At 39.8% G+C, this 12,056-nt stretch carries 12 protein-coding genes; all 12 read left to right on the top strand.

From position 1 onward, the window contains the following. Window positions 1–10: 10 nt before the first annotated feature. The 12 genes from J2S05_RS05695 (at window position 11) to flgC (ending at window position 12,055) form a co-directional block, all read left to right on the top strand. Window positions 11–208: a hypothetical protein gene (locus J2S05_RS05695; RefSeq protein WP_306980702.1), complete on the top strand. Its 198-nt coding sequence runs from the start codon at window positions 11–13 to the stop codon at window positions 206–208. Between the two features lie 139 nt (window positions 209–347). Further along, the gene (gene sucC, locus J2S05_RS05690; protein ID WP_306980700.1) at window positions 348–1,508 is read left to right on the top strand and encodes an ADP-forming succinate--CoA ligase subunit beta; all 1,161 of its coding nucleotides are present in this window, start codon (window positions 348–350) and stop codon (window positions 1,506–1,508) included. 19 nt (window positions 1,509–1,527) lie between these two features. Then, window positions 1,528–2,445 carry a succinate--CoA ligase subunit alpha gene (gene sucD, locus J2S05_RS05685; RefSeq protein ID WP_306980698.1) on the top strand — a complete coding sequence of 306 codons (918 nt, stop codon included), beginning with the start codon at window positions 1,528–1,530 and terminating at the stop codon, window positions 2,443–2,445. 177 nt (window positions 2,446–2,622) lie between these two features. Continuing rightward, on the top strand, window positions 2,623–3,456 hold the full coding sequence (dprA, locus tag J2S05_RS05680; protein ID WP_370873603.1) for a DNA-processing protein DprA: 834 nt from the start codon (window positions 2,623–2,625) through the stop codon (window positions 3,454–3,456). 140 nt (window positions 3,457–3,596) lie between these two features. Next, on the top strand, window positions 3,597–5,672 hold the full coding sequence (gene topA / locus J2S05_RS05675; RefSeq protein WP_306980694.1) for a type I DNA topoisomerase: 2,076 nt from the start codon (window positions 3,597–3,599) through the stop codon (window positions 5,670–5,672). Between the two features lie 111 nt (window positions 5,673–5,783). Continuing rightward, entirely contained in the window at window positions 5,784–7,091 is a 1,308-nt protein-coding gene (gene trmFO, locus J2S05_RS05670; protein WP_306980692.1) for an FADH(2)-oxidizing methylenetetrahydrofolate--tRNA-(uracil(54)-C(5))-methyltransferase TrmFO, read from the top strand. 61 nt (window positions 7,092–7,152) lie between these two features. After that, window positions 7,153–8,061: a tyrosine recombinase XerC gene (gene xerC / locus J2S05_RS05665; RefSeq protein WP_306980690.1), complete on the top strand. Its 909-nt coding sequence runs from the start codon at window positions 7,153–7,155 to the stop codon at window positions 8,059–8,061. A 22-nt stretch (window positions 8,062–8,083) separates the two neighbouring features. Further along, window positions 8,084–8,629: an ATP-dependent protease subunit HslV gene (hslV, locus tag J2S05_RS05660; RefSeq protein WP_306980688.1), complete on the top strand. Its 546-nt coding sequence runs from the start codon at window positions 8,084–8,086 to the stop codon at window positions 8,627–8,629. 23 nt (window positions 8,630–8,652) lie between these two features. Next, the gene (gene hslU / locus J2S05_RS05655) at window positions 8,653–10,044 is read left to right on the top strand and encodes an HslU--HslV peptidase ATPase subunit (RefSeq protein ID WP_306980686.1); all 1,392 of its coding nucleotides are present in this window, start codon (window positions 8,653–8,655) and stop codon (window positions 10,042–10,044) included. Window positions 10,045–10,074: 30 nt separating this feature from the next. Further along, window positions 10,075–10,854, top strand: coding sequence for a GTP-sensing pleiotropic transcriptional regulator CodY (gene codY / locus J2S05_RS05650; RefSeq protein ID WP_306980684.1), 780 nt, complete (start codon window positions 10,075–10,077; stop codon window positions 10,852–10,854). A gap of 362 nt (window positions 10,855–11,216) precedes the next feature. Then, window positions 11,217–11,615 carry a flagellar basal body rod protein FlgB gene (gene flgB / locus J2S05_RS05645; protein WP_306980682.1) on the top strand — a complete coding sequence of 133 codons (399 nt, stop codon included), beginning with the start codon at window positions 11,217–11,219 and terminating at the stop codon, window positions 11,613–11,615. A 2-nt stretch (window positions 11,616–11,617) separates the two neighbouring features. Beyond that, window positions 11,618–12,055, top strand: a complete 438-nt coding sequence (gene flgC / locus J2S05_RS05640) for a flagellar basal body rod protein FlgC (protein WP_306980680.1) — start codon at window positions 11,618–11,620, stop codon at window positions 12,053–12,055. Window position 12,056: the final 1 nt, after the last annotated feature.

Here is a 12,056-nt window from a genome sequence, read left to right as displayed (position 1 = left end):
GGTGCTTTCTATGTCTAAATCAGACCACAAGCAGAACAAGTATACGAAAGAGATAGGCAGTGAATTTGGTATCTTTTCGCCAGTTTCTGAAATTGAAGCAAAAGAATCGATTTCTCGTTTACGTCATAAAAAAAAGAAGCGTAATGTAGAGACCAATGAAAAATCGCAGACATTCACTAAAAAATCGACAAAAACAGAAAAAGAATAGCAAGGTTTTTTCTAATAATTGCGATTTGCTTCCCATCCATGCGGAAAAAATGCTAAGATAGAATAGAATTTCCCCCAAGAAGGGGTGAAAATCTGAAAGGCATGCAAACGTATGCAATCGACAGGAGGCAGGAGAGAGAATGAATATCCATGAGTATCAAGGGAAAGAGCTTCTTCGTCAATATGGCGTAGCAGTTCCGAACGGCAAGGTTGCGTTCTCTGTAGAAGAAGCTGTTTCTGCAGCGAAGGATTTGGGCTCAAGCGTGTCCGTTGTAAAAGCACAGATCCATGCAGGTGGCCGTGGGAAAGCTGGCGGTGTAAAAGTAGCAAAAAATCTCGAAGAAGTACGTACATATGCAGACGAGATTTTAGGTAAAGTACTTGTTACGCATCAAACAGGTCCTGAAGGTAAAGAAGTAAAGCGCTTACTCGTTGAAGAAGGCTGCGATATTAAGAATGAATACTATATTGGCCTTGTTTTAGACCGTGCAACTTCTAGTGTTGTTATGATGGCATCAGAAGAAGGCGGAACTGAAATTGAGGAAGTAGCTGAAGCAACTCCTGAGAAGATCTTCAAGGAAATTATTGATCCAGCAGTAGGACTGCAAGGTTTCCAAGCACGTCGTCTTGCATTTAACATTAACATTCCAAAAGAATTGGTTGGGCAAGCGGTTAAATTTATGCTTGGTCTGTACAAAGTGTTTAAAGAAAAAGATTGCTCAATCGCTGAAATTAATCCATTAGTTACAACTGGAGACGGAAAAGTAATGGCTCTAGATGCCAAAATGAACTTCGACTCCAATGCACTATATAGACAAAAAGATGTTCTTGCATACCGTGATCTTGAAGAAGAGGATGTAAAAGAAATCGAAGCTTCTAAATACGATCTTAGCTACATTTCTTTAGATGGAAACATCGGTTGTATGGTTAATGGCGCTGGACTAGCTATGGCGACAATGGATATCATCAAGCATTACAGTGGTGATCCTGCTAACTTCCTAGATGTTGGTGGTGGCGCAACAGCTGAAAAAGTAACAGAAGCATTTAAAATCATTCTATCTGATTCCAATGTAAAAGGAATCTTTGTTAATATCTTTGGTGGAATTATGAAATGTGACATTATTGCAGAAGGTGTCATTGCAGCAACAAAAGAAGTTGGACTTGAAATTCCTCTAGTTGTTCGTTTAGAAGGAACAAACGTTGAGCTTGGTAAAAAGATCCTTAAAGATTCTGGTTTAAATATCACCGCTGCAGATTCAATGGCTGATGGTGCACAAAAAATCGTAGCTCTAGTGAAATAGAAAGGCGGGACGTGGAGAAATGAGTATCCTCATTAATAAAGATACAAAAGTACTTGTTCAAGGAATTACAGGAGCAACAGGTCTTTTTCATACACAACAAGCCGTTGAATACGGTACAAATGTCGTTGGTGGTGTTACACCTGGTAAGGGTGGTACTGAGATTGAAGGCATTCCTGTCTTTAATACAGTTGAAGAAGCAGTAAAAGCAACTGGCGCTAACGCTTCTGTTATTTATGTTCCACCTGCTTTTGCAGCAGATGCGATCATGGAAGCAGCAGATGCTGGTATCGAATTAGCTATTTGTATTACAGAAGGTATTCCAGTGCTTGATATGGTAGATGTTAGACGTTACCTTGAAGGAAAGAATACGCGTCTAATTGGACCAAACTGCCCGGGAGTTATTACACCGGATGAGTGTAAAATTGGTATTATGCCAGGATACATTCATAAAAAAGGACACGTAGGTGTTGTTTCAAGATCTGGTACATTAACATATGAGGCTGTTCATCAGCTATCAACAGCAGGTATTGGACAATCTTCAGCTGTTGGTATTGGAGGAGATCCTGTTAATGGAACAGATTTCATCGACACGCTAAAATTGTTTAATGAAGATCCTGATACCTATGCGGTTATCATGATTGGTGAAATTGGTGGTACAGCTGAGGAAGAAGCAGCTGAATGGGTAAAAGCCAACATGACGAAGCCAGTAGTTGGTTTCATTGGTGGGAAAACAGCTCCTCCAGGCAAACGTATGGGGCACGCTGGTGCGATCATTTCTGGTGGTAAAGGAACTGCTGCTGAAAAGATCAAAACACTTGAAAGTTGTGGCGTAAAAGTGGCTGCTACACCATCTGATATGGGTGACACTTTAATCGCGGCTTTAAAAGAAAATGATCTTCTTGAAGCTTGCACAACACACGAAGCTACTAAATCATAATGTAGTTTCATACTGAGCAAATGACCGAAGGGGCACTGCTTAAGAACGGCTTTTTAACAGGTCGATTTCTTAGGCCCCTATCGGTCTATTTTGCTATACCTTCATTTAATAGAAAGGATGTGACTGAATCTGTCTAGTTTTAGGCAACGTTTAATTCATTTACATAGCTGTCGTAGCATGACTTGGAGTAGGATATCTCATATTCTACGTAAAGACCCTCAACTGCAGCAGATCTATTCTATGAATCTAAAACAACTATCAGCCTTTTTACCCTCTACGTTTAAAAAACCTCAAGACTTTTATTTTGATCTTCATGTACAAACTCCAGCTGACATTTCCAATTCCTTTTATCAACAATCGATTCGCCCTGTCACATTTTTTGATCCAGACTATCCATTGGTCTTAAAACAGATATATGATCCGCCATGGGTGCTCTATACACGTGGAGATACCTCACTTCTGCAATCATCTACTAACTTAGCTGTTGTGGGAACAAGAGACCCTACACGTTTGGGAGAACGAAGTATCCATGCCCTTTTACCACCTCTTATTAATGAAGGAACGATTATTGTCAGCGGTTTAGCAAAGGGTATTGACCGACTCGCTCATATCGAAGCAATTAAACAAAAGGGAAAAACCATTGCAGTGATAGGTTCGGGTTTTGATTTTGTCTATCCGAAAGTGAATTTGTCCCTATATGAACATCTTGTGACAAATCATCTCGTTATCACAGAATATCCTCCGTTTGTTCCCCCACAGAAATGGCATTTTCCAGCTCGTAATCGAATCATTAGTGGACTCTCAAGAGGGGTTCTGGTTGTAGAAGCAGCAGAAAAAAGTGGTTCATTAATTACTGCAGATCAAGCACTAGAACAAGGAAGAGATGTTTTTGCTGTACCTGGTCCTATCTTTTCATCTGTCTCAAGAGGAACCAATCACTTGATACAACAAGGCGCAAAGCTTGTCAGAGACGCCAATGATATTAAAGAAGAATGGGGAATGGACATATGAATCAAAGAGTTAAGAGATAAAGAAATCATCCATAATTATGGCAAAAAAAGTATTGAAATCATTTTCTTATGTTTGACAAACAGTAAAAGTGTGTTTAATAATGAGGAGGATTTCATTTATAGATGAGAGGGAGTGGCTGTATGGCCGATTATTTAGTAATCGTGGAATCTCCCGCCAAAGCAAAGACCATTGGTAAGTACTTAGGCAAAAAGTATATTGTAAAAGCATCAATGGGACATGTAAGGGATTTACCAAAAAGTCAAATGGGTGTAGATGTAACCAATGACTTTGAACCAAGGTATATTACGATTCGCGGGAAAGGTCCCGTATTAAAAGAATTAAAAACCGCAGCAAAAAAAGTGAAGAAAATTTATCTTGCGGCTGACCCCGACAGAGAAGGGGAAGCTATTGCGTGGCATTTGGCTCATAGCCTTGATATAGATGAACAGTCTGAGTGTCGCGTTGTATTTAACGAGATTACGAAGCAAGCGATTAAAGATGCGTTTAAAACGCCACGTCCAATTAATATGGATTTGGTTGACGCCCAGCAGGCCCGCCGTATTCTAGATCGGTTGGTCGGTTATAATATTAGTCCTTTATTATGGAAGAAAGTAAAAAAAGGATTAAGCGCTGGTCGAGTGCAATCCGTTGCAGTCAAGATGATTATAGACCGCGAAAAAGAAATTCAGGCCTTCATACCAGAAGAGTACTGGAGTATTCCGGGAACTTTTCTTTTAAATAAGGATGAATTTGAAGCGAAGTTCTATGGCATTGACGGAAAGAAAAAAGAACTGGGTACGGAAGAAGATGTGAATCAAGTCCTAGCGAAACTGAAAGGCAAGGACTTTGATGTGCAATCTGTGAAGAAGAAGGAGCGAAAAAGAAATCCAGTAGCCCCTTTTACAACATCATCTCTTCAGCAGGAAGCAGCTAGAAAACTAAACTTCCGCGCGAAAAAAACGATGATGATTGCTCAACAATTATATGAAGGTATTGACCTTGGTAAGCAGGGAACGGTTGGTTTGATTACGTATATGCGTACAGACTCAACAAGAATCTCAGACACAGCTAAGGAAGAAACCAAAACATTTATTGAAGAAAACTATGGTAAAGAATACACAGGTAATGGCGCTCGAAACGTAAAAAAAGATCAGAAGACACAGGATGCCCACGAAGCGATTCGTCCAACATCTGTTACGTATGATCCAAAAGAAATGAAGGCGTACCTTTCACGAGATCAATTTAGACTTTATAAATTAATTTGGGAGCGTTTAGTCTCTAGTGAGATGGCCCCAGCTATTATGGATACGATGACTGTAGATTTAGATAACAATGGAGTTATTTTTAGAGCTACAGGGTCAAAAGTGAAATTTCCTGGTTTTATGAAAGTGTACATTGAAGGAAATGATGATGGGAAAAAAGAAGAGGATCGCCTGCTTCCTAATCTTGAAGAAGGTCAAACCGTTAAACAAAAAGATTTGGACCCTAACCAACACTTCACACAACCACCACCGCGTTATACGGAAGCTAGATTGGTGAAAACAATGGAAGAGTTAGGTATAGGTAGACCTTCTACGTATGCACCAACTCTCGATACGATTCAAAGACGTGGTTATGTCTCGCTTGATGAAAAGCGATTCATTCCAACAGAGCTTGGTGATATCGTTCTTGAATTGATCGTTGATTTCTTCCCTGAAATTCTTGATGTTAAGTTCACAGCTAAGATGGAAACGGATCTCGATTCCATTGAAGATGGCAAAGATCAATGGATTCATGTCATTGACTCCTTCTATCAAGGATTTGAGAAGCGACTAACTGTAGCAGAAGAACAAATGAAAGAAGTTGAAATCAAGGATGAACCAGCTGGCGAAGATTGCGAGAAATGTGGTTCTGAAATGGTTTATAAGATGGGACGTTATGGTAAATTCATGGCTTGCTCAAACTTTCCAGAGTGCCGTAATACCAAAGCCATTGTAAAAGACATTGGTGTGAAATGTCCTACTTGTAAAGAAGGCAACATCGTAGAACGTCGAAGCAAGAAACGACGCATTTTCTATGGTTGTGATCGGTACCCTGAATGTGAGTTTGTCTCATGGGATAAGCCAATTGCTAGACCGTGTCCAAAATGTTCTAGTCTGTTAGTAGAAAAGAAACTAAAAAAGAGCGTGCAGGTACAGTGTGTGTCTTGTGACTATTCAGAGAAAGACACAAACTAAATAAAAGCGATGAAGGACTGTCTGACCTGAAAAAATGGTTATACTGGACAGTCCTGTTTGCTACGTGTACTATTCATTAAGCAAGCTATAAAAGAAAGGTGAAGTCAATCTATGGAACAACCAATAATTTCGGTGATCGGCGCAGGCTTAGCAGGTAGTGAAGCTGCTTGGCAAATCGCTAAGCAGGGTATTCATGTGCACCTATATGAAATGCGTCCCGTTAAACAAACACCAGCTCACCATACAGATAAATTTGCAGAATTGGTTTGCAGTAATTCATTGCGAGGTAATTCACTAACAAATGCAGTAGGTGTCTTAAAAGAAGAAATGAGAAGACTAGACTCTGTTATTATTTCATCAGCAGATCAAGCGGCTGTGCCAGCAGGTGGTGCTTTAGCAGTTGATAGACATGATTTTGCTGATGCCGTAACACAAAGTGTACGAAACCATCCTAATATAACCGTATTTAATGAAGAAATTGATTCGATTCCTGATGGCCCGACTATTATCGCTACGGGTCCATTAACCTCTGAAGGGTTGTCTACAAGTCTTCGAGAACTAACTGGTGAGGAGTCGCTCTATTTTTATGATGCTGCAGCCCCAATTATCGATGCAGAAACGATAGACCGTGAGAAAGTCTATCTAAAGAGTCGGTATGATAAGGGAGAAGCCGCTTATTTAAATTGTCCAATGACGGAGGAAGAGTTCGACCGTTTCTATGAGGCGCTAATTGCTGCGGAAACTGTTCCTTTAAAAGAATTTGAGAAGGAGATATTCTTTGAAGGGTGTATGCCGATTGAGGTCATGGCGTCACGCGGACGGAAAACAATGCTATTTGGTCCAATGAAGCCCGTTGGTCTGGATGATCCCAAAACGGGAAAACGTCCATTTGCCGTTGTTCAATTAAGACAGGATAACGCTTCAGGTACACTATTTAACATGGTTGGTTTCCAAACACATTTAAAATGGGGTCCGCAAAAAGAAGTGTTCCGTTTGATTCCTGGTTTAGAGCAGGCTGACTTTGTAAGGTATGGCGTCATGCACAGAAATACATTTCTTAATTCACCTAAGCTATTAAACCGCACATATCAATTTAAGGAACGTGAGGACTTATTTTTTGCTGGTCAAATCACAGGCGTGGAAGGCTATGTTGAATCTGCGGCGGCAGGAATGATTGCTGGAATTAACGCAGCCAGACTAGTCCAAGGCAAAGAATTGCTCATTTTCCCTGAGGAAACGATATTAGGAGCGATGGCTGAATATATTACAACAGAAGCTAAAAAGAATTTTCAACCAATCAACGCGAACTTTGGACTATTAAGACCGTTAGATGAACGTATTAAAGTCAAAAAAGATCGTTATGAAAAGCTGGCTGAGCGCGCATTGACTACAATTCAGAATTTTATGAAAGAAATGTGAATATCGTTGTCTTTGCCTGTTTGCCGTGTTAGAATTTAGTAGCTTAGGAGAGGTGAGTCAATTGGATCAAATCGTAGAAAAGCAATGGCTGGAACGCTTTATGCGTTATCTTCAGATTGAGAAAGGCTGCTCACCTCATACGTTATCGAATTACACACGCGACATTCATGCCTTTTATGCATTTATGAAGCGAGAAGGGTTAGAGTCTATATCTAACGTAACCTATGCTGATCTGCGCGTATATTTAAGTGAGTTATTTGAACAATCCTACGCAAGGAAAACAGTTTCACGTAGAATTTCCTCAATGCGTAGCTTCTGTCATTTTTTAAAACGAGAAGAATTGATTAAAGAAAATGTCTTTGCCCATGCTTCTTTGCCAAAGGCAGAAGGTAGATTACCTCAATTCTTGTATGAAGAAGAAATGCAAAAGTTATTCGATGGAATAAATGGAGATACTCCTTTAGACTTACGTGATCGGGCATTACTTGAGTTGTTGTATGCTACAGGAATGCGTGTAAGTGAATGTACCTCTATTATGCTTGACCATTTGGACTTTTCAATTGGTACAGTATTAGTATACGGAAAAGGGAAAAAGGAACGATATGTTCCGATTGGTTCCTATGCAATCCATGCACTGCAAATGTACATATCTCGTGGTAGGCCAGAATTACTGTCTAAAAGCTCCGTGCCTAATCAACAGTTATTCTTGAATTATCGAGGTGGAGCATTGTCAGAGCGCAGCTACCGAACTATTTTAACAAAAAGAATGGACGAAGCCGCTCTTTACCATCGGATTAGCCCGCATAAACTAAGGCATTCATTCGCCACACACCTACTTAACAATGGGGCGGATCTGCGAGTGGTTCAAGAACTGCTTGGCCACGAGCATCTATCGACAACTCAAGTCTACACGCACGTTACAAAAGATCGATTAAGAGATGTGTATATGAATCACCATCCTCGAGCTTAATCGTTTTGAAAGGAGGCTAAGCATGGACCAAACATTTCATGCTACTACAATTTTTGCTGTCCAGCACGAAGGAAAAAGCGCAATGTCTGGAGACGGACAGGTGACTTTTGGAAATGCAGTTGTCATGAAGCATACAGCAAAAAAAGTTAGACGTATCTACGGTGGGAAAGTTCTCGCTGGATTTGCTGGGTCTGTAGCAGACGCTTTTACATTATTCGAGAAATTTGAAAGTAAGCTAGAAGAGTACAATGGTAATCTTCAGCGTGCTTCTGTTGAACTAGCTAAGGAATGGCGTAGCGATCGAGTATTAAGAAAGCTTGAAGCGATGATCATTGTTATGGATAAAGAACGAATCCTTTTAGTATCTGGAACCGGCGAAGTCATTGAGCCTGATGATGGCATCCTTGCCATTGGTTCAGGTGGGAACTATGCACTTGCTGCTGGAAGAGCGCTAAAAACATATGCTCCTTCATTAAGTGCCATTGAGATTGCACGAGCGGCTTTAGAAACGGCAGGAGAGATCTGTGTCTATACAAATGATCAGCTGATCGTAGAGGAACTTTCTTAACCCGAAGGAGAGAGGAGTTGCTTATGAAGGATTCATTAACGCCTAAAGAAATTGTCAGTCGTCTTGATCAATATATCGTTGGGCAAGAAAGCGCAAAGAAATCTGTTGCGATTGCCTTACGTAACCGATATCGCCGCAGTTTACTAGATGATAAACTAAAGGAAGAAATCACGCCAAAAAACATACTCATGATTGGTCCAACCGGAGTCGGAAAGACAGAGATTGCTCGTAGACTAGCTAAGTTGGTCGGAGCACCTTTTGCCAAGGTGGAAGCAACTAAGTTCACTGAGGTGGGTTATGTAGGTCGTGATGTCGAATCGATGGTTAGGGATCTTGTTGACACAAGTGTTCGTATGATAAAGGATGAACGACTATTAACTGTACGAGGTCGTGCGGAAGAAATGGCCAATATCCGAATTGTTGAATTACTTGTGCCATCTGGAAAACGCAAATCACCGAATAAGAATCCTTTTGAAATGTTCTTTTCTAACGAGGAGTCCGATGAAGACGAAAGTGAAACAGAAGAAGAACTTTCTCAAAAAGAACTAAAACGCAAAATGGCTCACAAACTGGCTTTAGGTGAACTTGAAGATCGTATGGTCACCATTGAGGTTTCGGAGCAAAATCAGCAGATGTCTGATATGTTCCAAGGAGCCGGCATGGAACAAATGGGTATGAATATGCAAGAGATGTTTGGCAATCTTATGCCAAAGAAGAAAAAGAAACGAAAATTACCTGTTTCAGATGCCCGTAAAGTATTAACCGAAGATGAGGCTCAGAAATTGATTGATATGGATGATGTCAATCAGGAGGCGATTCGAAGGGCAGAACAGCTTGGTATTATTTTTATCGATGAAATTGATAAAGTTGCTGGAAAAAGTCAGCAAACAGCCGATGTATCTAGAGAAGGTGTGCAACGAGATATTCTTCCTATTGTTGAGGGGTCCACGGTTGTAACCAAACATGGATCGGTCAAAACCGACCATATTCTATTTATTGGTGCTGGTGCCTTTCATATGTCAAAACCATCTGATTTGATTCCTGAATTACAGGGGCGTTTTCCAATCAGGGTAGAGCTCTCAAATCTTTCAGTAGAAGAATTTGTACGAATTCTCTTGGAACCTGATAATGCCTTATTAAAGCAGTATCAAGCATTGCTCGCAACAGAGGGTATAAAAATCACTTTCACGGACGATGCTGTTCGTAAGATTGCGGTGATTGCAGCTGATGTGAATCAAGAAACCGAAAACATCGGAGCAAGAAGACTGCATACATTACTTGAACGGTTGTTGGAAGATTTATCATTTGAAGCACCAGAGGTTTCAATAGGTGAAGTCACAATTACATCTGAATATGTGGAAGAAAAGCTTTCTTCCATTGCAAAAAATAAAGATTTAAGTCAATTTATTTTATAAACGAATGGTTATTTCGGAGGAGATTAGATAATGGATTTGCTAACAAGGTCTAGAAAAATTAACGATATGCTTCAAAAATCAGGTGGTCAACATGTCAGCTTTAGAGATATGGCTCAAACATTAGCGGAGACCATTAGCTCAAATGTTTATGTACTTAGCCGCCGCGGAAGAATTCTTGGTCTTTCTATCCAAGAAGAGATTGAAAATGATCGTATGAAAAAAATGTTTGAAGAAAAACAATTTCCGCAAGAATACACAGAAGGCCTTTTTAAAGTAGACGATACATCTGCAAACATTGATATTGAAAGTGAGTTTACGGCTTTTCCGGTTGAAAATAAAGATTTATTTAAATCAGGACTAACAACAATTGTACCAATTAAAGGCGGAGGTCAGCGTCTAGGTACATTAATTCTTTCTCGTCTGAATGATTCATTTAACGACGATGATTTAATTCTTGCTGAATATGGTGCAACAGTTGTTGGTATGGAAATTCTTCATGAAAAAACGCAAGAAATTGAAGAAGAAGCTAGAAGCAAAGCTGTTGTTCAAATGGCGATTAGCTCTCTTTCATATAGTGAGCTTGAAGCAGTAGAGCATATCTTTGAGGAGCTTGATGGTAGAGAAGGGCTTCTTGTTGCAAGTAAGGTAGCTGATCGAGTAGGTATTACACGTTCTGTTATTGTTAATGCACTTCGCAAGCTTGAAAGTGCAGGTGTCATTGAATCACGTTCGTTAGGAATGAAAGGAACGTATATTAAGGTCCTGAATGATAAATTCTTAAATGAATTAGAGCGTATGAAAGCGAAATAACCATATGTGTGAAAAAAGACCCCCCGCCTTAAGGAGGGTCTTTTTTGTATGTTTGGAACATTAAAGAAATTGATTATGAGAATCAAACCTGAAAATATCAAAAATATGGGTAAATATATGCAAGGAAAATCAAAACAAACCCAAGAGTAAGCGTATTCATGAAGTAAAAAACTATAAATAGAAATAAATGCTAAATATTAGTGTATAAAGACATGGGTATTATATAGTAAATTGTAGGTTTTACAGAAACATAGTTAGACAATGGTTGCGAATTTGAGTACAATTTCCTTATAAGTAGTGAAAAAGATATAGAGTTATTGCAGAATAATGTCGTTTTTGTACGCTTTGGAGGGATAATTGTCATGGATCTTTTTTCAGGTACGTCATTTCGGTCTATTGAACTAGGTATTAATCAAGCTCAGCAAAAGCAGATGTCTATTGCTGATAATATTGCCAATGCTGATACACCTGGATACAAACCAAAACAACAACCATTCTCACAATCTCTTGAAAGAGAGCTAGCAGAACCAACGTTGTCTGCACAGAAAACACAAACTCAACACGTGGATTTCAAAGGTAGTTCAGGTGGTTCATCTAAACTTGACGGGTTAAAAGGGCAATATCATCACAATGGAAATGGAGTAGATATCGATAAAGAAATGGCTGATCTTGCTGAAAATCAAATTCAGTACAATGCGCTCATTGAGCGTCTGAATGGTCGATTCTCTTCTCTGCAATCTGTTATAAGAGGAGGTAAATAAGTATGTCGATGTTTAATGGGTTTCATGCAAGTGCATCAGCATTAACCGCTCAGAGATTACGGATGGACGTGGTCTCTTCAAATATGGCTAATGCAGAAACAACCAGAGGAGAGCTAGTTGATGGAGAGTGGCAACCATATAGACGGAAAATGGTCTCGTTATCCCCAAACCAGTCAAATCAAAGCTTTCAATCTTTTCTAAACAAAGAGTTAGGTGGAGTAAAGGTATCAGCCATAGAACAGGACACTACTCCTTTTAAAATGGTATTCCAACCCGATCATCCCGATGCAAATGAAGAAGGGTACGTTGAAATGCCCAATGTTGATCCTTTAAGAGAGATGGTTGATCTTATGGGAGCAACACGTTCATATGAAGCGAATGTAACGGCGTTAAACGCGTCAAAAAATATGCTGCTAAAAACACTTGAGATCGGCAAATAGG

This window comes from Alkalicoccobacillus murimartini, assembly GCF_030813245.1.
In the GTDB taxonomy this organism is placed as follows: Bacteria; Bacillota; Bacilli; order Bacillales; family Bacillaceae_D; genus Alkalicoccobacillus; species Alkalicoccobacillus murimartini.
The sequence above is the reverse complement of the archived record's forward strand: the minus strand, read 5'-3'. Positions and strand labels throughout refer to the sequence as shown.

Excerpts from the sequence above, each read along its gene's own strand:
- J2S05_RS05695 (WP_306980702.1), top strand. The coding sequence starts at position 11 with ATGTCTAAATCAGACCACAAGCAGAACAAGTATACGAAAGAGATAGGC.
- sucC (WP_306980700.1), top strand. The coding sequence starts at position 348 with ATGAATATCCATGAGTATCAAGGGAAAGAGCTTCTTCGTCAATATGGC.
- sucD (WP_306980698.1), top strand. The coding sequence starts at position 1,528 with ATGAGTATCCTCATTAATAAAGATACAAAAGTACTTGTTCAAGGAATT.
- dprA (WP_370873603.1), top strand. The coding sequence starts at position 2,623 with ATGACTTGGAGTAGGATATCTCATATTCTACGTAAAGACCCTCAACTG.
- topA (WP_306980694.1), top strand. The coding sequence starts at position 3,597 with ATGGCCGATTATTTAGTAATCGTGGAATCTCCCGCCAAAGCAAAGACC.
- trmFO (WP_306980692.1), top strand. The coding sequence starts at position 5,784 with ATGGAACAACCAATAATTTCGGTGATCGGCGCAGGCTTAGCAGGTAGT.
- hslV (WP_306980688.1), top strand. The coding sequence starts at position 8,084 with ATGGACCAAACATTTCATGCTACTACAATTTTTGCTGTCCAGCACGAA.
- hslU (WP_306980686.1), top strand. The coding sequence starts at position 8,653 with ATGAAGGATTCATTAACGCCTAAAGAAATTGTCAGTCGTCTTGATCAA.
- codY (WP_306980684.1), top strand. The coding sequence starts at position 10,075 with ATGGATTTGCTAACAAGGTCTAGAAAAATTAACGATATGCTTCAAAAA.
- flgB (WP_306980682.1), top strand. The coding sequence starts at position 11,217 with ATGGATCTTTTTTCAGGTACGTCATTTCGGTCTATTGAACTAGGTATT.
- flgC (WP_306980680.1), top strand. The coding sequence starts at position 11,618 with ATGTCGATGTTTAATGGGTTTCATGCAAGTGCATCAGCATTAACCGCT.